24 protein-coding genes and 2 pseudogenes are annotated in these 24,035 nt (G+C 66.3%); 23 read left to right on the top strand and 3 right to left on the bottom strand.

Features of this window, described 5'->3' with window-relative positions:
* The first annotated feature begins 47 nt into the window (after positions 1-47).
* From CEK66_RS09970 to CEK66_RS09885, 18 genes are all read left to right on the top strand, one after another.
* Positions 48-383 (top strand): hypothetical protein, encoded by a 336-nt coding sequence (locus CEK66_RS09970; RefSeq protein WP_152236812.1) that lies wholly within the window; start codon positions 48-50, stop codon positions 381-383.
* Positions 384-412: 29 nt separating this feature from the next.
* Positions 413-1,459, top strand: a complete 1,047-nt coding sequence (locus CEK66_RS09965) for an OmpA family protein (protein WP_152236811.1) — start codon at positions 413-415, stop codon at positions 1,457-1,459.
* A 612-nt stretch (positions 1,460-2,071) separates the two neighbouring features.
* On the top strand, positions 2,072-2,344 hold the full coding sequence (locus CEK66_RS09960) for a pilus assembly protein (protein ID WP_152236810.1): 273 nt from the start codon (positions 2,072-2,074) through the stop codon (positions 2,342-2,344).
* 118 nt (positions 2,345-2,462) lie between these two features.
* A complete protein-coding gene (locus tag CEK66_RS09955; RefSeq protein WP_226978564.1) occupies positions 2,463-3,992 on the top strand; it encodes a pilus assembly protein TadG-related protein in 1,530 nt (509 codons plus the stop codon).
* Between the two features lie 80 nt (positions 3,993-4,072).
* Entirely contained in the window at positions 4,073-4,786 is a 714-nt protein-coding gene (locus CEK66_RS09950; RefSeq protein ID WP_193312614.1) for a hypothetical protein, read from the top strand.
* 13 nt (positions 4,787-4,799) lie between these two features.
* On the top strand, positions 4,800-5,621 hold the full coding sequence (locus CEK66_RS09945) for a TadE/TadG family type IV pilus assembly protein (RefSeq protein ID WP_152236808.1): 822 nt from the start codon (positions 4,800-4,802) through the stop codon (positions 5,619-5,621).
* Positions 5,622-5,625: 4 nt separating this feature from the next.
* Positions 5,626-6,285: a hypothetical protein gene (locus tag CEK66_RS09940; protein ID WP_226978563.1), complete on the top strand. Its 660-nt coding sequence runs from the start codon at positions 5,626-5,628 to the stop codon at positions 6,283-6,285.
* 11 nt (positions 6,286-6,296) lie between these two features.
* On the top strand, positions 6,297-6,482 hold the full coding sequence (locus CEK66_RS09935; protein WP_052250845.1) for a hypothetical protein: 186 nt from the start codon (positions 6,297-6,299) through the stop codon (positions 6,480-6,482).
* Positions 6,479-7,258 (top strand): Flp pilus assembly protein CpaB, encoded by a 780-nt coding sequence (gene cpaB / locus CEK66_RS09930; protein ID WP_043094195.1) that lies wholly within the window; start codon positions 6,479-6,481, stop codon positions 7,256-7,258. The genes CEK66_RS09935 and cpaB overlap by 4 nt, the downstream gene beginning before the upstream one ends.
* Before the next feature lie 57 nt (positions 7,259-7,315).
* Positions 7,316-8,749 (top strand): pilus assembly protein N-terminal domain-containing protein, encoded by a 1,434-nt coding sequence (locus tag CEK66_RS09925; RefSeq protein WP_226978562.1) that lies wholly within the window; start codon positions 7,316-7,318, stop codon positions 8,747-8,749.
* 25 nt (positions 8,750-8,774) lie between these two features.
* Positions 8,775-10,502, top strand: coding sequence for an ATPase, T2SS/T4P/T4SS family (locus CEK66_RS09920; RefSeq protein ID WP_152236805.1), 1,728 nt, complete (start codon positions 8,775-8,777; stop codon positions 10,500-10,502).
* The gene (locus tag CEK66_RS09915; RefSeq protein WP_043094193.1) at positions 10,495-11,346 is read left to right on the top strand and encodes a type II secretion system F family protein; all 852 of its coding nucleotides are present in this window, start codon (positions 10,495-10,497) and stop codon (positions 11,344-11,346) included. Before CEK66_RS09920 ends, CEK66_RS09915 begins: the two co-directional genes overlap by 8 nt.
* A gap of 50 nt (positions 11,347-11,396) precedes the next feature.
* Entirely contained in the window at positions 11,397-12,233 is an 837-nt protein-coding gene (locus CEK66_RS09910) for a type II secretion system F family protein (RefSeq protein ID WP_226978561.1), read from the top strand.
* Between the two features lie 29 nt (positions 12,234-12,262).
* Positions 12,263-12,625 (top strand): DUF192 domain-containing protein, encoded by a 363-nt coding sequence (locus tag CEK66_RS09905; RefSeq protein ID WP_226978560.1) that lies wholly within the window; start codon positions 12,263-12,265, stop codon positions 12,623-12,625.
* Positions 12,622-13,302 carry a TadE family protein gene (locus tag CEK66_RS09900; protein WP_152236803.1) on the top strand — a complete coding sequence of 227 codons (681 nt, stop codon included), beginning with the start codon at positions 12,622-12,624 and terminating at the stop codon, positions 13,300-13,302. The genes CEK66_RS09905 and CEK66_RS09900 overlap by 4 nt, the downstream gene beginning before the upstream one ends.
* Complete coding sequence (locus CEK66_RS09895) at positions 13,292-13,942, top strand: hypothetical protein (protein ID WP_226978559.1); 651 nt, start codon at positions 13,292-13,294, stop codon at positions 13,940-13,942. Before CEK66_RS09900 ends, CEK66_RS09895 begins: the two co-directional genes overlap by 11 nt.
* A gap of 28 nt (positions 13,943-13,970) precedes the next feature.
* Positions 13,971-14,915: a 2-dehydropantoate 2-reductase gene (panE, locus tag CEK66_RS09890; protein WP_152236802.1), complete on the top strand. Its 945-nt coding sequence runs from the start codon at positions 13,971-13,973 to the stop codon at positions 14,913-14,915.
* A gap of 137 nt (positions 14,916-15,052) precedes the next feature.
* A complete protein-coding gene (locus CEK66_RS09885; protein WP_318526785.1) occupies positions 15,053-15,598 on the top strand; it encodes a hypothetical protein in 546 nt (181 codons plus the stop codon).
* A 330-nt stretch (positions 15,599-15,928) separates the two neighbouring features.
* Here the strand turns inward: CEK66_RS09885 and CEK66_RS09880 are convergent, their stop codons facing one another.
* Positions 15,929-16,726, bottom strand: coding sequence for a TatD family hydrolase (locus tag CEK66_RS09880; RefSeq protein WP_152236801.1), 798 nt, complete (start codon positions 16,724-16,726; stop codon positions 15,929-15,931).
* A gap of 97 nt (positions 16,727-16,823) precedes the next feature.
* Here CEK66_RS09880 and CEK66_RS20810 point away from each other — a divergent pair.
* From CEK66_RS20810 to CEK66_RS09865, 3 genes and pseudogenes are all read left to right on the top strand, one after another.
* Positions 16,824-17,528: pseudogene (locus CEK66_RS20810) on the top strand (DEAD/DEAH box helicase); the annotation flags it as partial.
* A 117-nt stretch (positions 17,529-17,645) separates the two neighbouring features.
* Positions 17,646-19,424, top strand: a pseudogene (gene hrpB, locus CEK66_RS09870) (ATP-dependent helicase HrpB); the annotation flags it as partial.
* A gap of 115 nt (positions 19,425-19,539) precedes the next feature.
* Complete coding sequence (locus tag CEK66_RS09865; RefSeq protein WP_017908157.1) at positions 19,540-19,950, top strand: hypothetical protein; 411 nt, start codon at positions 19,540-19,542, stop codon at positions 19,948-19,950.
* 129 nt (positions 19,951-20,079) lie between these two features.
* Here the strand turns inward: CEK66_RS09865 and CEK66_RS09860 are convergent, their stop codons facing one another.
* Together CEK66_RS09860 and CEK66_RS09855 are read right to left on the bottom strand one after the other, a co-directional pair.
* Positions 20,080-20,616: a pseudouridine synthase gene (locus tag CEK66_RS09860; RefSeq protein ID WP_017908156.1), complete on the bottom strand. Its 537-nt coding sequence runs from the start codon at positions 20,614-20,616 to the stop codon at positions 20,080-20,082.
* Positions 20,617-20,701: 85 nt separating this feature from the next.
* Positions 20,702-21,559 (bottom strand): class I SAM-dependent methyltransferase, encoded by an 858-nt coding sequence (locus tag CEK66_RS09855; protein ID WP_043094171.1) that lies wholly within the window; start codon positions 21,557-21,559, stop codon positions 20,702-20,704.
* Between the two features lie 175 nt (positions 21,560-21,734).
* Here CEK66_RS09855 and CEK66_RS09850 point away from each other — a divergent pair, with 175 nt between their 5' ends.
* Complete coding sequence (locus tag CEK66_RS09850) at positions 21,735-22,694, top strand: aldo/keto reductase (RefSeq protein WP_152236800.1); 960 nt, start codon at positions 21,735-21,737, stop codon at positions 22,692-22,694.
* The gene (locus CEK66_RS09845) at positions 22,691-23,728 is read left to right on the top strand and encodes an NADP-dependent oxidoreductase (RefSeq protein ID WP_152236799.1); all 1,038 of its coding nucleotides are present in this window, start codon (positions 22,691-22,693) and stop codon (positions 23,726-23,728) included. The genes CEK66_RS09850 and CEK66_RS09845 overlap by 4 nt, the downstream gene beginning before the upstream one ends.
* The last annotated feature ends 307 nt before the right edge of the window (positions 23,729-24,035 follow it).

Here is a 24,035-nt window from a genome sequence, read left to right as displayed (position 1 = left end):
AGGGGTTTTACTGGCCCGCTCGCCGCGGGCCGCAAGAGGAGCAAGGAATGAACCGATACACGGCAGTCATCGCAGCAGCAGTGCTGGCATGTGCAAGCGGCGGGGTTCACGCTCAGGACGACGGGATCGTCAATTTCGGCAAGATCGTCGGCGGCAACGCCGAGAACGGCAAGGCCTGCGGCGCCAGCCAGGCGCAGATCGACGGCTACAAGGCCAAGCAGAAGCAGGTGATGCAGGGCATGTACGCACAGGTCAAGAATTTCGGCAGCGACTTCGACAATGGCTACAAGTTGGGCCAGCAAACCATGCAAAAGGCCCACGCCACAGGCACCTACAAGCCTGACGCAGCGATCTGCAAGCAACTCTTGAGCGAGATGCGCTAAGCGCTCCCCGTCCGCACCCGAGATTCCCGATGACCGCGATAACCCCCACGGCGCGCCGCGCCGCTCTCAGCGCTTGCCTGCTCTTGATCGCCGCTGCTGCCGGCTGCAAACGCACCGACCCTCAGCAGCCTGCAACCGAAGCCCCCGCTCCGGCAACGAACGCCGCGCCGCCCACCGCATCCGCGCCAGCGGCAGCGCCTGCCGCTGAAACGGCGCACCGCTTCGATGCCGCCAGCATGCCGGTCTCCGAGGCGCCGCTCGGCAGCTTTCCGTACCTCGGCCTGCCCGAGGGCTACGTCACCAAGAATGCACCGGTCCGCAACGATTTCGATCGTGCGCCGTTCTGGACCGGTGACCGCGTTGAATGGGTGGAGGGCAAGGTCTATGCCGCCGCGCTTGGCACCACTGAAGGCAAGCCCTTTTCGGGCGTGGAACTGAGCCGCAATATCCAGACACTGGTGGAATCGCTGGGAGGACAGCGCATCGCCAGCGGACCAATCCCCGCTGACGCAGCCAAGGCCATCGGCGACAGCAAGGCAGCGGTGACCTATGTCGATGGCATCGGCGACATCTATAACGAGCCGGCCGATACGTTCGTCATCCATCGCGCCGATCGCGACATCTGGATCCATGTCTGCAGCGGCCCCAGTAGCGGTGGCTTGCTGATTGCGGAGACGAAACCATTCCAGGCCACCGCCAAGGTGCTGCCCGCGGACGCATTGCAGCAGCAACTGGCAAGTGCAGGCAAGGTGGCCATCCACGTGAACTTTGCCTCGGACGCCGCCCAGATACTTCCCGACTCCAAGCCCCAACTGGAGCAAGTCCTGCAGTTGCTGAAATCCGATAGCGCCTTGCGCCTGGCGGTCAATGGGCATACCGACAACAGCGGCGACGCGGCGCACAACAAATCGCTGTCCGAAGCCCGTGCCAACGCGGTGGTGGCTTATTTGACCGGTGCCGGCATCGCCGCCGATCGCCTACGTGCCGCGGGCTTCGGCCAGGAACAACCGATCGCACCGAATACCACCGAAGACGGCAAAGCGCGCAACCGGCGCGTCGAGCTGGTCAAGCTCTGAGCGGAAGACGGTTCACGCCCCTTCGTTTTGCCACTTTTGGGGCAACGCGTCTGTAGCGAATGCCCCAACGGTGGCTGATTCAAGGAACGGGAAAATATTCTTGGCCTGAGCCGACGGGCATTTGCGAATACTCACCCGCAGCGTGTCATCAAGCAGCGGCGATCGCCATGTTTTTGAAAGGCGCTTTGGCCGCCGCGGTATGACTGGCAACCGCGGCGATCGGATCAACCCGCTTCCGTCCTTCTTTTGATTGGCGACATCGATAACTTTGTGATTAAAACCACAAATAGCGGGCCACACTAAGGCAAACCGCGCCTTGCAACACCTCAGGTCCGGACTTGCGTAGACCTCGCTACGTGCCTGAGATTTGACAGGTTATGTGATGTGAACTCCATTTAGCGTCAATTTATTAACGCCATTTTTCTTGTAACGGCAATATCTTGACGCTACATTGGCGCCGTCCGCATCCGTTCTCGTTCGATGCATCCGCGGGCCAGAGATCAGCTTCATCTCTGTGAATGATTTCACTTAAATCACCCACTCGCCACACGTTGCCGCGGGACGTCTGTGTGCTGCCGGTAATCGGGCGAAAGAGCCAAGGAGAGGATTCAGATGAAGAACCATCGCCGTCACATTGGATTTGGCCGCAAGCAGCTGGGCCAAGGCATGACCGAGTACATCATCATCACCGCCCTGATCGCGATCGCCGCGATCGCCGCCGTCACCTTCTTCGGCGGCACCGTCCGCAGCCAGGTCGCGGGCATGTCGAAGGAACTGGCGGGCCAGAGCGCCACGCAGTCGATCAACCGCGCCAAGAACCAGTCCAACAGCGCGCAGCAGGAAGCTGACAAGACCAAGGGCATGGACGCGTACAACAACAAGTAATTACTTGTTGCCCTGATGTCCTAGGTACCTGGGCAGTCACGCTGCCCAGGCCCTTCTTCTATTTTCCGACATGCCGGTGACGCCGCTGTAGGAAGTGCATTCGGCAAAGGAACTGCAGATGCGTGCAGCGATCGCGATTGCCAAATCACGTGTGCCGCCCCGCCTGGACGGGAAGCGCGGCATGGCCGGCCAAGCCATGGTGCTGGGGTTGGTCCTGATCCTCGTGCTCTGTGTCGGCGCCATCGTGCTGTTCGACAGCGGGCAATCGGTCAACAAGAAAGTCGAGCTCACCAACGCCGCCGATGCGGCCGCATACAGCGTCGCGGTGCAGCAGGCGCGTGCGCTCAACTTCGCCGCTTACATGAATCGCGCACGGGTGGCGAACGAAGTGGCGATCGCGCAGACGATCAGCCTGTATTCGTGGATGAACCAGCTGCAGATGACGACCATCACGATGCGTCTGACGATGAACGCGTTGTCATTGATCCCATATGTCGGCGCGGTGTTCAAAGCGCTCGCTACCGGCTTCCAGGCGGCGGAAAACATCTTGAAAGGCGTTCGAAGTGCCTTTCAACCGTTCGCACAAGGCGTCGTCACCGCGCTTGACGAACTCAACGGCATCTTCGCCACGGCGGCGACGTCGGTGATAGAAGGCGTATCCCGTGTAGATGGCATGCTGATCGCAAGAGATGTGGTGCAACGAAACTCCGCGAATGCGAGCCTGGGAACCGTTGGTACAGGTGTGCTAGCCGAGCAGTTGCTCACCGCAGAAAGCAAGTTCCTCGATTTCAACAGGATTCCGCGCACGACCGGTACCGGCAGTGCGGCGCAGCGCAATGGCGCCGATCGCTTCCGCAATGTGGTGATGCAGTCGCGCGACGATTTCAGCAAGGACCGCGGGGATCGGGTTGGCATCGGGCTGATCAACTTCGAGAGCACCGGCGGTACCGACATGGTCGACTACAACCGCTGGGCGGCGTTGGACACCATGTCGATGGACGTCAAGATCTGGCCGATCGTGGACATCGATCTGCCGATGGGCTGGGGCGGCGCGCAGGCGGTCGACCGCTACCGCAACCAGCGCTTCCTCAACGGCTTCGGCAATGGTCAAGGATGGTATTCCGATTGGGACAAGCGTCGCTATCGCCCCTACGGCGACAGCCTGCGCAAGAACCGGTTGGTCAGCCGCATGGTCGAAGGCGATGCGAATGTCAGGGCCGCCAAGGGTCAGCACAAGAACGCGTTCTTCACCAGCTACAACGGCCTTCGCGACTATCACGACGTCAAGAAAAACATGGCCATGCGCCCGTATTCCGGCAATGGCAATCAGATCTTCGACGAGAACGCCGGCCCGGTGTTCAGCGTGTACGCGGAAACCGAAATGCGCAATGCGCGCACCAGCGAGACCGTCGGCATCGGCAACGCGGCGGGGTCACGCATGTCCATGCAGAACAAGGCGCAGAACGGCAAGCTGAGCGCACTGTCCTCGGCGCAGGTGTACTTCAACCGGCCGCCCAACTATGCGCTGTTCCGTCGCGGCGACAACAAGGTCGAGTCCGGCAATCTGTTCAGTCCCTACTGGCAAGCGCGCCTGGTCGATACCCCGAGTGCGATCAAGGCCGTCGTCGCAGGAACCGGTGCACTATGAGGTCGCCAACCCTCCTCCACTGCCGCAACAGCGTATTTGGAGTATTGCTACTGACCCTGTGCAGTTGCAGTGCCACCGCAGTGGATGCCGATGGCGTGGAGGATACGCGCAGCTCGATGCCGCCGATCCACGTTCGGCAGACCGTGGAAATGACGCGCAACGGCGTCAACGAAGCGCGAGAGAACTACCTGGCGACGCTGCGCGACTGCCAGGCAGGGGGACTGCAGAGCCGTGCCTTGTCAGATAAGGATGTCGCCTTGCTCGGCACGACCCGCTACGAACTCTGGTTCGATCGCGAGACCGAGGTCGTCCGCGAGACCAGTTGGAGTGTCGCCAACGATGGCGGCGGCGGCACCTGTCTGTTCCGGCTGGAAACAACTGGCACCCAGGAAACCACCACTGCCAGTCGCTACCAACAGGTAGATCTGGCGACCGGGGAGAAAACCGACGAAGCGGCACCGCAGGACGCGTTGATCCGCACGCCGGTGGAGAAGAGCGCGCCTGCCGCCCTGTCCGATTTCCGAGGCCCGACCCAACGCAGTGTTGCCGGTCAGCCCTGCAACGAATGGGTCAAGCCGACCGGGCTGCGTCAGTGCGTCTGGTCCGCCGGAACGAAGTGGGGATTCACTTCCGAGCCGGCCAACGACCATCGCCCCAACCGTGGCTTCATTGTCCTGGAACAAACACCGGGTGCCTATGCGGATTACAAGGTCACCACCCAGGTGATCAGCGTCGGCGAGGCATTCGACTCCGCCGCACTGGAAGCACAGCGCGCGCCGGGGAAGATCAACTAGGAGGACCGCAAGCATGCGCCAGCGTCGACAACCGCGATTGCGCGGACGCCAGGACGGTCAGAGCCTCACCGAGGCCGCGGTGCTGTGCGCCGTGCTGGTTCCACTGTTCCTGTTGATTCCGATCATGGGGAAGTACATACATTTGCGCCAGGCCACTCAGCAGGCGGCGCGCGCCGCCGCTTGGGAGGCGACGGTGGCGAAGGACTACACCCTGCCGTCCGCCACGCGCATGCGAGACCTGACGGTAGACCGGCATTTCGGCAAGGCGGATGCGCCGATCATCAGCCGCGCAAGCACCGGCACTGCGCGCGACCGCGTGGACAACCCGCTGCTGAATACCTTTTCCAACCAACCGTTGCTGGAGCGCGGCGATATCCGTGTCAACGCCTACAGGAACGAGCGGTCCTCCGGCATCCTTGATCGCCTCGGCAATCTCATCAGCAAGATTCCCGGCAACTTCCCACCCAATGACAAAGGCTTGGTGACGTCCAACCTGAGCGTCAGCGTGCAGGACCTCAAGCTTGCCAACGGCGGGTCAGCGTCGTTCCTGGAACCGTTCGACCAACTCGGGCTGCGTATGCAAGGCAGCAACAGTTTGCTGGCCGACCCATGGAATGCAGCCGGACCAGGCACCGCGAAGAACCCGGCCAAGCGCTCCGTCATCGGCCAGGTGCGCACGCTGGTGCCCAGTTCTTACCTGAGCGACTCGGCGAAGCTGTTCGATCCGCTCAAGATCATCCCGATCGTCGGCACCATCAGTCGGTTCGAGCCGGGTTACATCGCTCCCGACGTGGTGCCCGTGGACAAGCTGGAACCTTATGCCCCGCCGCGCTGAGCCTATGTTTCACCTGATCCTGGCGCTTCTGGTCCTGCTGGTGCCGGCGACCGCTTGCGCCGCGGAGTGGCCCGACGTGCCCGAGCCCGACGACGCGAAGAGCGAGTGGGTGTCCAAGCACATGATCTACAACGGCCTGCACATGCGCTCGGCGCGCTATACCAGCCAGCAGTCGCCGCAGCAGCTGATCGCGTTCTATTCGAAGCAATGGCCGGGGCAGGTCACGATCAACGACGTCGGCAGCAAGACCATCGTTGGCCATGCCCAGGACGAGCATTACATCACCGTGGAAATCAACGGAGCGGGTACCGGCAGCGAAGCACAGATCGGCATCGTGCGCCTGCTCAAGGAGAAGCCGCGGACTGCACCCGGCGCCGACTTCATGAAGCCCTCCGGCACCACAGTCGTCAACGACATCCAGTACCTGGATAACCCCGGACGCACGCTGGCGATGGAGAGTAGCTTGTCGCCCTATCAGAGCGAAGCGTTCTATCGCAATCGGCTGCCGGCCGAAGGCTGGACGGCACAGTCGTCGGCGACGGCCTGTTCGATGATTTCCAACAGTTGCGTCAGCAGCTACAGCAAGGGCAAGCAGCAGATGACCCTGACCTTCAACCGCCGCGAGAAGGGCACCTCGATCGTGGTCAATCAGCTCCAGCAATGAGGACGAACGCCGTGAGATCTGCCTTCCCGCCCTCCGCCCGGCACCAACGCGGCGCGGCCCTGATCGAGTACAGCATCGTCACTATGCTGGCGGTCATCGTGCTCGTGGCGCAGCCCAACATCATCCTGGAACTGATCGATTCGCTGCGCAAGGCTTACGCCAGCTTCACCTACGCACTGTCGTTGGGGTGGCTATGAAGGCCCCCGCATTCAAGCCGAACCGCAACCTGCTCTTCATCGTGGTCGCCCTGGGTCTTGGCGCCTTGGCGGCCTTCGTGGCAGTGCGCTACGTCCAGAGCGCAGTGGCCGCGCGCACCAAAGACGTTGGCCAGACCGTCGCGGTGGCCGTGCCCAAATCCGATATGGCGCCGGGTACGGTCGTCACCACATCCGATCTGGCCGTCCGCGAGGTGCCTGCCGACCTGCAGCCCGCCGATGCGGTGACCCCGGAGAACGTGGACCAGTTCAGCGGGCGCGTGCTGCGCGCGCCCGTCCGCCAGGGTGCACCGCTGGGGGCCAGCGCGCTGGTGCCGCTGTACGACCAGTTCTCGCGCGTGATCAGACCCGGCAATGTCGGTTACACGCTGCCGGTGGACGAGACCAATTCGATCTCCGGGATGATTGCCCCGGGCGACCATGTCGACATCTTGCTGACGGTGGAACAGGAAAACGCCGGCTCGCGTGTCATCCCGCTGCTGGAAAACATCAACGTCCTGGCGACCGGCAACCGGGTCGGCGATACGCCCGCGCAGGAAGATCAACAAGGTTTCTCAAACATCACCCTGGAACTGAGCCCGCAGCAGGCAGAGCGCCTGACGGTGGCGGCCAAGGCCGGTGCGATGCGGGTGATGCTGCGCCAGGTCGAGGACCGGAACTCGTTCGGACTCAACGGCATGACCCAGAAAGAGTTGCTCGGCACCGCCAAGCCCGGTGGTAGCAGCGGCGTGGAATTCATCATCGGAGGCAAAGGCTGACGCATGCGCAGGACTACATGGAGTGTTTCTTTCCTTCCCATGCTCGCCGCAGCGACCATGACCATGAACGGCGAAGTTCAGGCGCAACAGCAATCGGGACTGGTGCCGGTGCCGGTCAGGGTCGCGCCAGATACCAGGACCCAGCCACAACCCCAGCCGACAGGCAATCAGTCGCCCGTGCCGATGAGCGGCAGCTTTCCCACTCCGGTCCCCAACCCTGCCTATCAGCGAGCTGCGGGCAATGCCCAGGTCACGCCGCTGCCCGAGCGCGCGCGCATCTATGCGGGTCAGGCCGCCGTGCACAGCCTGCCGCAGGCACTGAAGCGTGTGGCCGTCGGCAACGGCGAACTGGTCCAGGTGACCAATATCGGCAAGCGTGAACTGGTCATCATCGGGCAGAAGCCCGGCGCGACCAGCGTGCATCTGTGGCTGCAGGACGGGCGCCAGATCGATGTGCCGGTCGAAGTCATGGACGGCAACGCCGGCGCCACCGTGGAGACCATTCGCACCTTGCTCGCGGACGTGCCCAACCTGGGCGTGCACGCTGTCGCGGATCGGGTGGTCATCACCGGCCAAGACATCAACCCTGGCGTGGCCAAGCGTATCGAGGCGCTGATGAAGCTCTACCCGAGCGTGCTCGACTTTACCTCCGCCGACCCGGTGGGGATGCGTCCGATGGTGCTGATGGACGTGAAGATCATGGAGTTCGACAGCAATGCCCTCGAAGAGCTTGGCATTCAGTGGGACAACGTGATTCAGGGACCGGTGGGTGGTCTGCTCAAGGACTTCACCACAAACGATTACTACCGGATCAATCCACCGGGCACCCCGGCCGCGGGCGTGGTTCTGCCCAATCGCGTGCCCGGCACCCAGGCCTTCTTCGGCATCGCCACCCAGATCGGCTCGGCGATCAACCTGCTGATGAACAAGGGCAAGGCATTCCTGCTGGCGTCGCCGCAGCTCAGTGCACGCAGCGGCGGCCAAGCCAAGTTCCTGGTCGGCGGCGAGGTGCCGATTCCGATCCCGCAGGGATTCGGCCAGGTGACCGTGGACTTCAAGGAGTACGGCATCAAGCTGGACATCGAGCCCCTGGTCAACGGCAACCAGGAGATCTCCACCCGCCTGCTCGCGGAAGTCAGCCGGGTCGATCCCACCGTGACAGTGCAGGGCGTGCCCGGCTTCACCACGCGTCGCACCGAATCGGAACTCAACGTCAAGGCGGGCGAGACCATCGTGATTTCCGGCCTGATCGATTCCAGCGCGCAGCAGGACGCCAAGAAGCTTCCCCTGTTGGGCGAGATTCCGATTCTGGGCAAGCTTTTCCGCTCCGATGGCTTCCGCGGCAATCGGACCGAACTGGTGATGTTCGTGACCCCGCGCATCCTCACCCCCGATTCGGCAGAAAACCAGGAAGGCCTGGAACGTGGGCGTCGCATCCAGGAGCGCGGCAAGGAGGCGATGCCCAAGCGCAGCAAGGACTACGTCCAGTAATCGCCACGACTCGTAGACAGACGCCATGTTCAACATCTTGATCGACACTCCCAACCGCGACCGGCGCCACGTCCGCTGTCTGCATCGCGAATGCGGCATCGGCCGCGGCGACGGCAATCTGGTGGTCCTGCAAGGCTGGAGCATCGCGCAGCAGCATGCGGCGCTGAAGCGAGAGGACAACGGTATCTTCATCGAGACGCTCGGTGGCCGGGCGTCCGTCCTGGTCAACGGTGAGAAGGTGACCGGCAGCCGTGGCCCGCTGAGCAGCCGCGACCTGGTGCAGATCGGCGACTATCGTCTGCAGGTTGTCGGCGACGAACCGGAGTCGGCACCGACGCCGAGGCAGGATGCCAGTGCCTTCAATGCGCCAGCGGCGCCGATCGGTGAGCACGTCGCTGCGGCGGCCAATCAGCCGATCGCCGAGCCTGAGCAGCAGCGGCAGCTGGCGCGACCACAGGATCTGCCACCGGACATCGCGGTCTACCGCGCAAAAGTGCATGCCGCGCTGGTCAAGCAGATGGATCTGCGACGCCTGGATGTGCGCAGCATGGGCGACGACACCTTGCGCGCCACCACCATCAGTCTGATCGACGACGTACTGGAGCGTGAGTTCGCCGATCTTCCCAAGACCATCAACCGCCGCCGCCTGGCCAAGGAAGTGCTGGACGAAGCGATCGGACTGGGGCCGCTGGAGGACCTGATCGAAGACAATACGGTGACCGAAATCATGGTCAACGCCTACGATCAGATCTTCATCGAACGCGCCGGCCGCATCGAGCAGTCCGCGGTCTGCTTCACCAGCGATCGTGCCGTGCTGTCGGCGATCGAACGCATTGTCACGCCGCTCGGCCGGCGTATCGACGAGAGCTCACCGATGGTCGACGCGCGCCTGAAGGACGGCTCCCGTGTCAACGCGATCATTCCTCCGATCGCCCTGCGCGGGCCCAGCATCAGCATCCGAAAGTTCGCCAAGCGCAAACTGGAAGGCAAGGATCTGATCGACTTCGGCTCGCTCAATGCGCCGATGCTGGAATTCCTGACCATGGCCGTGCGCGAACGGCGCAATATCGTCGTCACCGGCGGCACCGGATCCGGCAAGACCACCCTGCTCAACATCCTGTCCAACTTCATTCCCGACACCGACCGCATCGTGACCATTGAGGATGCGGCGGAACTGAAACTGGTCCAGCCCAACCTGGTCGCGCTGGAAGCGCGGCCGCCGAACATGGAAGGCAAAGGGCATATCTCTATTCGCGACTTGGTGCGTAATGCGCTGCGCATGCGCCCTGACCGTATCGTGGTCGGCGAGTGTCGCGGCGGCGAAGCGCTGGACATGTTGCAGGCGATGAATACCGGTCACGAAGGCTCGCTAACCACTGCGCATGCCAACAATCCGCGAGAGGCGCTATCGCGCCTGGAAGTCATGGTGATGATGGCCGGCATGGAACTGCCGATGACCGTGGTCCGCGAGCAGATTTCCTCTGCCGTCGACCTCATCGTGCATCAGAAGCGTTTCCCCTGTGGTTCACGCAAAGTCAGTCATATCACCGAAATCACTGGCGTCGAGAGCGGCACGATCCAGTTGCAGGACGTTTTCCTGTTCAAGGCCAGGTCCAACAGCGGCCGCGATGGCAAAGTCAGCGGCGAGTTCATCGCAACCGGCGCAGTGCCGGAGTTCTACGAGGAGCTGGCAGAGCGCGGCGTTTCGGTCGACCTGTCGATCTTCCGCAACGGCGGCCAGGGCAATGGATAATATCTGGCTCGTCGCGCTGCTGGCCTTCAGTTGCGTCACGGTCTCCGGACTGATGCTGGTTCGGGCCAGCGCGAACTTCATGCAGCGCTACCACGAGCGCTTCGTCGACCAGGCGCGCCTGAACCTCGCGGACATGTTTCTGTTCGTCGATCCGCAGATGCTCTTCGTCGCCAACGGCGTCGTACTGCTGTTGATTCCGCTGTTGCTGTGGCTGCTCAGCGGCAACCTGCTGCTGCCGGTCGTGGCCGTGATCGTTTTGGCGATCGCACCGCGCAAGGTGTATCTGTGGCTCAAGCAGCGCCGCCTCGACCAGATCCAGCAGCAGTTGCCGGACAGCCTGCTGATGATGTCCGGCAGCCTGCGCGCCGGTGTCGGCTTCAACCCTGCGCTGGAGGCGCTGGCGCATGACGGGCAGCCCCCGCTCGCGCAGGAACTGGCCCTGGTGCTGCGCGAGCAGCACATGGGCGTGCGGACCGACGAGGCACTGGAAAACTTCGCTAACCGCGTTCCCATTCCCGACGTGAAGCTGTTCGTGGCTGCCGTCAGCATTTCGCGCGAGGTCGGCGGCAACCTCGCAGAAAGCCTGTCCACGTTGGCCGAAACCCTGCGCCGCAAGCTGATCATGGAAGGCAAGGTCAAGGCGCTGACTGCGCAGGGCCGCCTGCAGGGCATCGTAATGGCGATGCTGCCAGCTGGACTGGTCGGCTTCCTGGTGCTGTTCTACCCGGAAACCATGAACCCGATGTTCCATACGCTGCTTGGTTGGTGCGTCATCGCCCTGATGTGCGTGCTGGAGTATCTGGGCTATCGCATGTGCCGCAAGATCATGACGATCGATATATGAACTGGATGCTTGCCCTTGTCGCCGTGCTGGCCGTCACCGCCGTCGGCCTGGTGCTGTTCGCGCTGCGCGGCATGTTGCAGGCGGTACCGCAGGACGACCGCAACTATCAGGATCCGCTGCCGTCGGTCCTGCGCATGCTGTGGCCCCTGGTCACGGCTGCCACGCATGTGGTCGGACCGCGCCTCAAGTCCTCGCAATTGGAACGTGCCCACCGTAGCCTGCAGTCGGCAGGCCAGGATTTCGTGCTGACCCCCGAAGAGCTCTACGGGACCCGCATCGTCGCCGCCGGCACGGTCAGCGTGGTCTTCATCGTCGTCGTGATGCTGCTCGGCAAGCTCAGCGTCGGCGCGTTTTGCATGTGTTTGCTGTTCGGCATCCCGCTGGGATGGATGTATCCCACGCTGTGGCTGGGCGAACGACGCAAGCAGCGTAGCAAACATGTGGTCCGCGACCTGCCGACATTCCTGGATTTCATCACCATGGCGGTGGAGGCGGGCCTCAACATCACCGGCGCGATCGAGCAATCGGTGCAAAAGGGTCCGCCCGGCCCGTTGGCGCAGGAGTTCTCGCGCATGCTGCGCGATCTGCGCGCCGGACTGCCGCGTGCCGAAGCGCTGCGCCGCATGGCCGACCGCATGGATATCTCGCAGATCTCCAACTTCACCAGTGCCCTGATCCAGGCCGACCGGGTCGGTGCCAGCCTCAGCGAAACCCTGCGCTCGCAAGCCATGCAAAGGCGCGAAGAGCGCTTCCTGCGTGCGGAGAAGCTGGCGCTGGAAGCACCGGTCAAGATGATGCTGCCGCTGGTGCTGTTCTTCTTTCCGTTGATTTTCGTGGTGCTGGCGTACTTCATCTACTTGCAGATGAAGCAGCAGGGGATCCTGTGAGGTGCGGCACACTCCAACGCGAGGGACAGGTGCTGCTGCACAGCGTATGGCGCGCTGACACGTGGTGGTTGCGACTGCGCGGCCTGCTTGGGCGCGCAACGCTGCAGCCGGGCGAAGGCCTGCTGATCGAGCCGTGCAACAGCGTGCACACCCTGGCCATGACGTACCCGCTCGATCTGCTGTTCTTCGATCGCGGTGGCCGCGTCCTGGACTGGCGCGAGCGTGTGCGTCCCTGGCGTGGCGCCCTGTGCCTGCACGCCCACGCCACACTCGAACTGCCACCCGGTACGCTGCAGGCGTTGCAACCCGTCCGCGGCGAGCATCTGGCGTGGTTGCCCGCGGAATCTCCCATCGCCACAGGCATCGTCGCTCCCGCAGGAGACCGTTCGTGACCGTACTCCGACATTCGCCGCGACATCAGCATGGTCAATCCCTGATCGAGTTCTGCATCGTCGTCCCGACTTTCCTCTTCCTGGTCCTGGTGATCTTCCAGTTCGTGCTGATCTACCGTACCAAGACAGTGCTGGACTATGCCGCTTTTCAGGCAGCCCGGGCTGGAGCGGTCAACGGCGTCAGAAAGAATGACATGGCAGACGCATTGGCGGGCGGATTGACGCCGCTGTTCGCTCAATCGCCTGACATCGCCAACGTCATGCTGACAAAGCAGAAGATCCGTTACACAGAAGTGCAGCTGTTTTCCAAAATCGAGGTCATTGCACCGACCCGGGCCGCCTACAACGAGTTCCGCGAACGCCAGTACGACGGCCGCTACGCGCTGCCCAACGACAGCCTGGCGTTCCGCAACGCCAACGTCGGCGGCAGCCAGGTCAATGTGCAGGATGCCAACATCCTCAAGATCAAGGTTACCTACAACATGCCGTTGATCGTGCCCTTCGTCGACCGCGTCATCGTCGGCCTGTCGGATCTGGTCAGCGGGGGCGAAAGCTATACGCCTGCCTCAATGCTGTTCGAAGAGCCAATCAGCGGCCATCGCCGCCTGCCGATCGAATCCTATGCGGTGGTACGCATGCAATCCCCTATCTACGAAGCTGGCAATCTTGACCATTGAACGACCGATCTTGGTGTTGCTGGCTAGCTTGCTGATCGCTGCGACAACCGATCCCAGAGATGCAGCTGCGCAGGAGCAGAGCGAAGCAGCGGAGCCGTTGCAGGCGCGCCTGCAGGCACGCGCCTATGGCGTGGGTCCGCTGGGTCCGAAACAGGCAGGCGACGCCGTCCTGGTCGAGGTACGTTTGCGTGGCGATGCCATCCGCATCGACTTCGTCGGTACGCAGGCGCCCGATGCCTATCTGATCAACCCAGGGACCCGCGGCCGCGGCTGGCTCGTCAGCCACTCCGGGGACTATCGCCTGCCGATCGCCGACGCCAGCGGCCCCTATTGGTACGATCCCGCCGATCCTTGCGCCAGGATTGGCGGTCGCTGCGCGCCGGCGCCCGGGGAATTCATCGCCGGCCGTTTGGCTACGGGGTGGCGCTACGACGCCGCGCAAGGCCCTGACGGCACGACCTCCGGCACGCTATGGCTAGACCGCAGCGGCCTGCTGCTCGGCTATCGCGGCAAGGTCGGCAACCGCCGCGAGGAGCGCAGCCTGCGCGTAGATGCGGTAAGTTTCGAAGCCGTTCCTGCCGAGGTAGTCACGCCCCCAGAGGGCCTGCGTACACCGGACGGCTCCAGGCCGCTGCACTGAGCGCCTATCCCTTTTCTATCAACGTCTCATGCGTATCTTGATTCTCGGAGCCGGCGCGACCGGCGGTTATTTCGGCGGACGCCTGGCCCAGGCCGGCGTCGATGTCAGCTTTCTGGTGCGACCACCACGGGCCGCACGCCTGCAACGCGATGGGTTGCGCATCCGCAGCCCGCGCGGCGACGCGGCGATCGCGGTGAGCACGCTCACCGCCGAGACGCTGCACAGCGCGGCACAGGCGCGGCCGTTCGATCTGGTGCTGCTGAGCTGCAAGGCCTACGACCTGGAAAGTTCGCTGGACGCGGTGGCGCCGGCGGTACACGACGGCACCAGCGTGTTGCCGATCCTCAACGGCCTGCGCCACTACCGGGCGCTGGATGCGCGCTTCGGTGCGGAGCGGGTGATCGGCGGGCTGTGCTTCATCAGCGCGGTGCTCGACGCCGACGGCGCGATCCAGCACTTGGCCAAGCCGGCTTCGCTGACCTTCGGCGAACGCGACGGCCGCGGCGCCGACAGCGCGCGCGTGCGCGCCCTGGCCGAGGCCTGCGCGCAAGCCGATGTGGACCATCTGGCCACGCCGCGGATCGCACAGGAGCAATGGATCAAGTACACCTTCCTCACCGCGCTGGCCGCGGCCACCTGCCTGATGCGTGCGCCGATCGGGCGTATCGTCGCCAGCGACGATGGCGTGGCGCTGGTGCGTGGCCTGTATGCCGAGTGCACGGCGGTGGCTGCGGCGGCCGGCGAACCGGTGCCGGAGGAAGCGCAGGCCAGTGCGCTGCACCTGCTGACGCAACCAGGCTCGCCGATGAAGGCGTCGATGCTGCGCGACCTGGAAGCCGGGCAGCAGGTGGAGGCGCAGCAGATCGTCGGCGACATGCTGGTCCGCGCCCGCGCCGCCGGGCAGGACGCGCCGCTGCTGATGGCGGCGTACTGCCACCTGCAGGCGTACCAGGCCGGTCTGCCCGCGCGCTGAGGTTTGCCGCGGAAAGCCGGCGCCGCGCGCAGCGCACCCCTTCCATGCGCACTCCTGCCGTGGTGTTCCGGGGTAGTTGCCAAGCCGCCCCGAGGGCGGCCCTGCATCTTCGCGCGCCGCTGACGCGCCTGGCGCCTATGCTCGCCCACCACACAGGGGGCGAGCGAGCGGACACGCACATGGAAAAACTGTTCCGCGGCGGGCATTTCCTCATCATCCTGCTGTTCCTGCTGTGCGCGGCCGGGCTGATCTGCATGGCCGTGCTCGAGCTGTGGCACGGCCTGACCCCGGGCGGCGAACTGGTGGTGCGCGACCGCTTCAACGTGGTGCTGGAAGCGATCGGGCTGCTCACGGTGGCGCTGGTGACCCTGGAACTGGGCCAGACCATCTACGAGGAGGAGGTGCAGCGCGACGTCAAGGTCAGCGGACCGACGCGGGTGCGTCGCTATCTGTCGCGGTTCTTCGTGGTCATCGTCATCGCCCTGGCGATCGAGACCCTGGTGTCGATCTTCGAACTGATGCACGACGATCCGTCCAAGCTGCCCTACGCTTCGGCGGTCGGCCTGTGCGCGGCGCTGCTGCTGGTCGCCTGGGGCGTGTTCGTCAAGCTCAACCGCAGTGCCGAGGAACTGGAGCCGGAAGCCATGGCGGAAGCCAAACGCGAGGACGCGCAGGTCGATTGAGAGGCGGTAGTGCCGCCAATGGCGTTACCTGCGCAGCAGCGGCTTCACCCGCGACGAATGCAGACTAAAGCCAACTGACACCGTCGTGCGTCGGGACTGAAGTCCCTCCCACAAGAAAATGCCAGCCCATTCCGTCCAGGATCTCCACCGGCGCATCGGCCAGCACGGTCGCGCAGAGGATCGGCATGGCCACCGGACCATCCGCCGCGATGCGTTGCCCGGTCGCGGCTGAAGCCGCTCCCACAAAAGACGCGTACAGCCAAACGCGCTTTTACGCATCCCCAATCCCCAATCACGAATCCCCAAACACGAAACGCCGCGTCGACGTACTCAGCCCGGCATCGGTAAACGGAAGAATGTCCGCGCGGCAGAAGTGCTGGCCGCGGCGACAGTGGCCACGTCCTCGCCACGGTCGCGTGCCAGTTCCTCGACGATGTGCGCCAGGAACGCCGGTTCGTTGCGGCGGTCCTTCGGCGTCGGCTTGAGCGTGCGCGGCAGCAGGTACGGTGCGTCGGTCTCGATCATCAGGCGCTCGGCGGGAATGTGCTTCACCAGCTCGCGCAGATGCGCGCCGCGGCGCTCGTCGCACAGCCAGCCGGTGACGCCGATGTACCAGTCGCGGTCGAGGTAGTCGAACAGTTCCTCGCGGCTGCCGGTGAAGCAGTGCACCACCGCCGGGCCGAGCTTGCCGTCGAACTGGCGCATCAGCGCCATGAAGTCGGCATGGGCGTCGCGCTGGTGCAGGAACAGCGGCTTGCCGGTGTCCACCGCCACCTGCAGCTGCCGCTCGAACGCGCGGTGCTGCGCCGGCCGCGGGGAGAAATCGCGGAAGTAGTCCAGGCCGCACTCGCCCACCGCCACCACCTCGGCGTGCGCATGCAGCGCGCGCAGTTCGGCATCGCACTCGGCGGTGTACTCCACCGCGTGGTGCGGATGCACGCCGGCGGTGGCGTACAGCACGCCCGGATGCTGCTGCGCCAGTTGCAGCGCCAGCGGCGAGTGCTCGCGGCTGGCGCCGGTGACCACCAGTTGCGCGACGCCGGCGGCGCGGGCGCGCCGCAGCACGGCGTCGCGGTCGCGGTCGAAGGACTCGTGGGTGAGGTTGGCGCCGATGTCGATCAGGGTCATGCGGTTGCGCGGGAATCAGCCGGGACAGCAGCCAATTGTACGGGCCACGCGCCTGTCGCCGCTCCCCGGCGGCGCGGCGGCCACGTATCCTTTGCCGATGACGTCCGCCGTGTTTCCGATCGATCCGCTGCTGCCGCAACTGCGCGACAGCCTCGCCGCCCATCCGCGCCTGGTGCTGGAAGCCCCGCCCGGCGCCGGCAAGACCACCCAGGTGCCGCCGGCGCTGCTCGACGCGCCCTGGCTGCAGGGCCGGCGCATCGTGATGCTGGAGCCGCGCCGGGTCGCCGCGCGCAGCGCCGCCGCCTTCATGGCCCGGCAGCGCGGCGAGACGCCGGGCGAAACCGTGGGCTACCGCATCCGCTTCGAGAACAAGGTGTCCGCGCGTACCCGCATCGAGGTGGTCACCGAGGGCATCCTGACCCGCATGCTGCAGGACGACCCGATGCTTGAGGGCGTCGGCGCGCTGCTGTTCGACGAGTTCCACGAGCGCCACCTGGCCGCGGACCTGGGCCTGGCGCTGGCCCTGGACGTGCAGGCGCAGGTGCGCGAGGACCTGCGCATCGTAGTGATGTCGGCCACGCTGGACGGCGAGCGCCTGGCGCAGTTCCTCGATGCGCCGCGGCTGTCCAGCGCCGGGCGCAGCTTCCCGGTGGAGATCGCGCACTTTCCCGCGCGGCGCGAGGAATCGCCGGAGGCGCAGACCCGGCGCGCGGTCGAGCACGCGCTGCAGCAGCACCCGGGCGACGTGCTGGTGTTCCTGCCCGGGCAGCGCGAGATCGGGCGGGTACAGGCGGCGCTGGAAGCGGCGGGGGTTGCTCCAGCAGGTGCCGCGTCGGGCGCTACACCAGCCGGCACCGCCTCTGGCGTACCCTCATCCGGCGCTGCGCGCCACCTTCTCCCGGGGGGAGAAGGGAGCGGAGTGGAGGTCCTGCCGCTGCATGGCGAGTTGCCGGTGGAACAGCAGAGCAAGGTGCTGCAGCCGGATCCGCAGGGGCGGCGGCGGGTGGTGCTGGCGACCAACGTCGCCGAGTCCTCGGTGACGCTGCCCGGGGTGCGCGTGGTGATCGACGCCGGGCTGGCGCGGGAGCCGCACTACGATCCCAACAGCGGCTTCTCGCGGCTGGACGTGACCGCCATCGCCCAGGCCTCGGCCGATCAGCGCGCCGGCCGCGCCGGCCGTGTCGCCAGCGGCTGGACCTACCGGCTGTGGCCGCAATCGCAACGCCTGGAGGCGCAACGCCGCGCCGAGATCCTGCAGGTGGAGCTGGCCGGGCTGGCGCTGGAACTGGCCGCCTGGGGTAGCGATGGCCTGCGCTTCGTCGATCCGCCGCCGGCCGGTGCACTCGCCGCCGCCCGCGAGCTGCTGCAGCGGCTCGGCGCACTCGCCGAGAGTGGTGCCATCACCGCCAGCGGCCGGCGCATGCTCGCGCTGGGCACGCATCCGCGGCTGGCGGCGATGCTGCTGGCCGCTGGCGATGCGCGCGCACAGGCACTGGCCTGCGACCTCGCCGCGCTGATCGAAGCGCGCGATCCGCTACGCCAGGGCGGCGATGCGCTGGCCGCGCGCTGGCGCGCCCTGGCCGCATTTCGCCGCGGCCGCGTGCCGCACGACGCCAACCGCAGCGCGCTGGCGGCGATCGATGCCGCCGCCAAGCAGTGGCGACGGCGCCTGCGCAGCGACGCCGCCGCGCCGGACAGCGTGGAGGCGCACGAACTCGGCGATCTGCTGGCGCACGCCTTTCCCGACCGCATCGGCACGCGTCACCCCAGCGATCCGCTGCGCTACCAGCTGGCCAATGGCCGCAGCGTGCGCTTGTTCGACAACAGCGACCTGCGCGGCGAGCCCTGGCTGGTCGCCACCGAGCTGCGCCACGAGGCCAAGGACGCGTTGCTGCTGCGCGCCGCACCGGTGGACGAGCGCTACCTGCGCGCGCAGTTTCCGCAGCGCTTCGCACAGGAAGACGTGGTGCGCTGGGACCCGGAACGGCGCGCGCTCACGGCGCTGCGCGAAACTCGTTTCGATCGCATCGTGCTCGACAGCCGCCCCGCCGGCCGCGTCGCACCGGCACAGGCGGCCGCGGCGCTGACCGAGGCAGTGCGCGAGCTGGGACTGCAGGCGCTGCCCTGGAGCGAGAACCTGTCGCAATGGCGCGCACGGGTGGCGGGACTGCGCCAGTGGATGCCGGAACTGGAGCTGCCGGACCTGGGCGATGCCGCGCTGCTGGCCAGCCTCGACGACTGGCTGCGCCCGGCCTTCGCCGGCAAGACCCGGCTCGATGCGCTGAGCGAGGACGAGCTGGGCGAGGCGCTGAAGGCGCGGCTGCCGTGGGACCGCCGCCAGGCCATCGACCGCCATGCCCCGGTGCGCATCGCGGTGCCCTCGGGCATGGAACGGCGCATCGACTACAGCCTGGACCATGCCGGGCAGCCGCAGCCGCCGGTGCTGGCGGTCAAGCTGCAGGAACTGTTCGGCCTGGCCGACACCCCGCGCATCGCCGACGGCCGCGTGCCGCTGCTGCTGCACCTGCTCTCGCCCGGCGGGCGGCCGCTGCAGGTCACCCAGGACCTGCGCAACTTCTGGTCCAGCACCTACCCGGAAGTGAAGAAGGAAATGAAAGGCCGCTATCCGCGCCACCCGTGGCCGGACGACCCCTGGACCGCCACCGCCAGCCACCGCGCCAAGCCGCGCGGCACCTAGTGGGTCTGGCGCACCGCATTCAGCCGGCAGACGAATCCACGGCGCTGCGCTAACGCCCCGTATACGGTAGGCCGGCGACACTGCAGCCCTTCATTCCTGCCAGTAGGGGACGCCCATGAGCAAGCTGACCATCATCACCGATCGCGCCCTGGATCTCGCCAGCCACGCCGGCGACAGCCTCAAGCACTTCGGCCCGCAGGCGAACAAGTGGTTGCAGTCGGGCAAGGCGATGGGCGCGCTCAAGGCGGGCGCAGCGATGGGTGCAGTGAAGACCGGCTCCAAGGTCGCGCGCACCGCCGTGCGCCGCAACCCGGCCATCGCGATCGCCGCTGCCGCCGTGGGTGTGGGTCTGCTCGGCTACGCCATCTACCGCAAGCGCCAGCGCGACAAGGGCGCGCCGATCGAAGGCAATGCGCAGCGCATCGAAGCGGCCAACAAGCGCGGCAACGTGGGTGCGCGCCGCAGCGCCGCCAGCACCCGCGGCACGCGCCGCAATGCCGCAGCGCAGGACGCCACCGAAGAGTGAGATCCGCGCACTGCCACTGACGGCAGCCGCCGCATGAAACGCAGCGGCCGGGAGACATCCCGGTCGCTTTTTTTATGGTTCGCCGCGCCTCTGCTTTTCCAACGTACGCGTCATTCGGCACAACACGCACTACAGCGCGCGCCAGGCCCCCGGCGCCAACCCGTCCAGGCGGTGCGCGCCCATCGCCGCACGCACCAGGCGCAGGGTCGGCAAGCCGACCGCGGCAGTCATCCGCCGCACCTGGCGATTGCGGCCTTCGCGCAGCACGACCTGCAACCAGGCATCGGGCACGCTCTTGCGGAAGCGCACCGGGGGATCGCGCGGCCACAGCGATGGCGGCGCGTCCAGCAACGTCACCTCGGCCCGCGCGGTCGGGCCGTCGTTCAACAGCACGCCGTCGCGCAGGCGCTGCACCTGCTCCGGTTGCGGCGCGCCTTCCACCTGCACCCAGTAGGTCTTGGGCTGCTTGTGCCGGGGATCGGTCAGACGGTGCGCCAATGCGCCATCGTCGGTCAGCAGCAGCAGGCCCTCGCTGTCGTAGTCCAGGCGTCCGGCCGCATACACGTCGGCGGGCAGGCCGAACTCGGCCAGGGTGCGCCGCGGCGGCGTGCTGCGGTCGGTGAACTGGCACAGCACGTTGAAGGGCTTGTTGAAGGCGATCAGCATCGACGGGAACGGCGGCGGGCCTGCGCCGCACGGCGCGGCGCAGGCATTGTCCCATGCGTCCGCGCCGCGCCGCTCGTGCGCCGGCTCAGCGCTTGACGAACTTCAGGGTCATCCGGTCGCTCTCGCCGATCGCTTGGTACTTGGCATCATCGGCGGCCTCGTGCTGGTTGCTCGGCGGCAGCGTCCACACGCCGCCCGGATAATCCTTGGTGTCGCGCGGATTGGCGTTGAGCTCGCTCTTGCCGGCCAGCTTGAAGCCGGCCGCCTCGGCCATGGCGATCACCTGCGCCTGGCCGACATAGCCGCTCTTGTCGTCGGCCGGCACGTCGGCCTTGGCGCGGTGCTCGACCACGCCGAGCACGCCGCCGGGCTTGAGCACGTTGTAGAAGCCCTTGAACATGCCCTCGGCCTGGCCGGCCATGCGCCAGTTGTGCACGTTGCGGAAGGTCAGCACCAGATCGGCCGAGCCGGGCGGGCCGAACACCGGTGCGTTCGGCGCATACGCGACGATGCGCGCGTGGTCGTACTGCGCCGGTGCCGCGGCGAACTTCTGCTCCAGGCCGGCGCGCGCCTTCTGCTGGTAGTCGCGGCCGCGCCCTTCCGGCACGGCGGTCGGATCCACCACCGCAGCGATGTACTGGCCGTGCTCGCGCAGGTACGGCGCCAGGATCTCCGCATACCAGCCGCCGCCCGGGGTGACCTCGATCACCGTCTGGGTCGGCTTGATGCCGAAGAACGCCAGGGTCTGGCCGGGATGGCGGTAAGCGTCGCGGGCGACGTTGGCGCGGTCGCGCCAACTGCCGTTGATCGCCGCCTGCAGGGACGCGTCCGGCGCCGGCAGCGTCGCGGTGTCGGCAGGCTTGATCGCCTGCGCGGCAGGGGCGAGCAAGGCGGTGGCGACGGCCAGAGTACAGGCGCAGGCGAGCGAGGTTCGAAGCGTCATGGCAGGCATCCGCAAGAGGAGGTGGGGCGAGCCTAGCATGCGGCCCGACAAGCCCGAATGTTGCGCTCCCGTTAGCGCGAATCACGCCGGCGGAACGCTGTTTTCGCGAGCATTGGCCGATCCTTCGACCCCCGGCGACTATCCTGTCGCCTTTCCCCACAGTGGAGCGTTTTCCATGCTGCACACGCGCGAACTCGGCCGCTCCGGCCTGCATGCGGCACCGCTGGCGTTCGGCGGCAACGTGTTCGGCTGGAGCGCCGACGCCAAGACCTCCTTCGCCCTGCTCGATGCCTTCGTCGAGGCCGGCTGCAATCTCGTCGACACCGCCGACATCTACTCGGCCTGGGTCCCCGGCAATCACGGCGGCGAATCGGAAACGCTGATCGGACAGTGGCTCAAGCGCAGCGGCAAGCGCGACAAGGTGCTGATCGCGACCAAGGTCGGCAAGTGGGCCGAACGCCCGGGCCTGTCGGCCGACACCATCGCCGCCGCCGCGGAGGACTCGCTGCAGCGCCTGCAGACCGACGTCATCGATCTGTACCAGGCGCACGCAGACGACGATTCGGTGCCGCTGGAAGCCACGCTGGCGGCGTTCGGGCGGTTGATCGAACAGGGCAAGGTGCGCGCCATCGGTGCTTCCAACTACAGCGCCGCGCGCCTGCGCGAGGCGCTGAACGTCTCCGCGCAATATGGCCTGCCCCGCTACGAGACGCTGCAGCCGGAGTACAACCTGTACGACCGCGCCGGCTATGAGGCCGAGCTGGAGCCGCTGGTGCGCGAACAAGGCCTGGGCGTGCTGTGCTACTACGCGCTGGCCAGCGGCTTCCTCAGCGGCAAGTACCGTCAGGCCGAAGACGCGGGCAAGAGCCAGGCGCGCGGCGCCAGCGTGGTCGCGCGCTATCTCAACGCGCGCGGCCTGCGCATCCTCGCCGCGCTCGACGACATCGCCGGCAAGCATGGCGCCGCGCCCACGCAGGTGGCGCTGGCCTGGTTGATGGCGCGGCCCGGCATCGTCGCGCCGATCGCCAGCGCGACCAGCCTGGAGCAGCTGCAGGACCTGCTCGCCGCCGCACGCCTGCAGCTGTCGGCCGAGGACATCGCGCAATTGAATACCGCAAGCGAGGAAACCGCATGACCGCCCCCACCCACACCACCCGCATCGTCCTCGCCTCGCGTCCGCAGGGCGCACCGGGCACCGACAACTTCCGCACCGAACAGGCGCCGCTGGCGCCACCCGGCCCCGGCCAGGTGCTGCTGCGCAACCGCTGGCTGTCGCTGGACCCGTACATGCGCGGGCGCATGAGCGATGCGCCGTCCTACGCGCCGCCGGTGCAACTGGGCGAGACCATGGTCGGCAGCACCGTGGCCGAGGTGCTGCAATCCAACTCCCCCGACCACGCACCAGGCGATCTGGTGCTGGTGCAGAACGGCGGCTGGCAGACCCATCTGGTCGTCGACGGCGCCAGCCTGCGGCGCAAGCTCGACCCCAACTCGCCGCTGCCGCCGAGCACCGCGCTGGGCGTGTACGGCATGCCCGGCTTCACCGCCTACGCCGGCCTGCACGAGATCGGCAAGCCGCAGCCGGGCGAGACCGTCGCGGTCGCCGCGGCCACCGGCCCGGTCGGCGCCACCGTGGCGCAGATCGCCAAACTGCGCGGGGCGAAGGTGATCGCCATCGCTGGCGGTGAGGATAAGTGCCGCTACCTGCGCGAGGAACTGGGCGTGGACGTGGCCCTGGACCACCGCGCCAAGGACTTCGCCGAGCAGTTGCGCGCCGCCGCGACCGACGGCATCGACGTGTACTTCGAGAACGTCGGCGGCCACGTGTTCGATGCGGTGCTGCCGCTGCTCAACGATTTCGCGCGGGTGCCGGTGTGCGGCACCATCGCCACCTACAACGCCAACGGCGCCTTGCCGCCGGGGCCGGACCGGATGCCGGCACTGATGGGCCAGGTGCTGCGCCAGCGCCTGACCCTGCGCGGCTTCATCGTCGGCGACTTCGTCAAGCTGTACCCGGAGTTCCTGCGCGAGATGGGCGCCTGGCTGGCCGACGGCCGCGTACGCTACCGCGAGCACGTGGTGGACGGGCTGGAAAACGCGCCACAGGCCTTCATCGACATGCTGAGCGGCGGCAACTTCGGCAAGCTGGTGGTGCGGCTGGGCGACTGAGGCGAGAAGGTCCGAGGCTGTCGGGACTGATCCCACAAAATGCACGAGAGTCCTTCCCACATCGTGCCCGGACACTGATCACCGCGAGTCGCTGTAGCAGTCGCGATCGCTTGGCTTTGGATGTTGCTGTTGCCCTTGTTTTTGACTTACTGGGTTCCCTTCCGAAGCGGCGGCCATCGCGGGGAAACACCCGAAGGGCGGCGTACATGGATGTACGCCGTCCGCGGCAGGGGCAGGATGCCCCTTCCGCGGATCCCCGTGATGGACGCGGACCCGGAGCGCGCAGCGCGGAGGGCGCGAGGCAGGG

Source organism: Xanthomonas sp. LMG 12460, from assembly GCF_009192895.1.
In the GTDB taxonomy this organism is placed as follows: domain Bacteria; phylum Pseudomonadota; class Gammaproteobacteria; order Xanthomonadales; family Xanthomonadaceae; genus Xanthomonas_A; species Xanthomonas_A sontii.
Note: the sequence above shows the minus strand (reverse complement) of the source record. Positions and strands in the feature narration are given on the sequence as shown.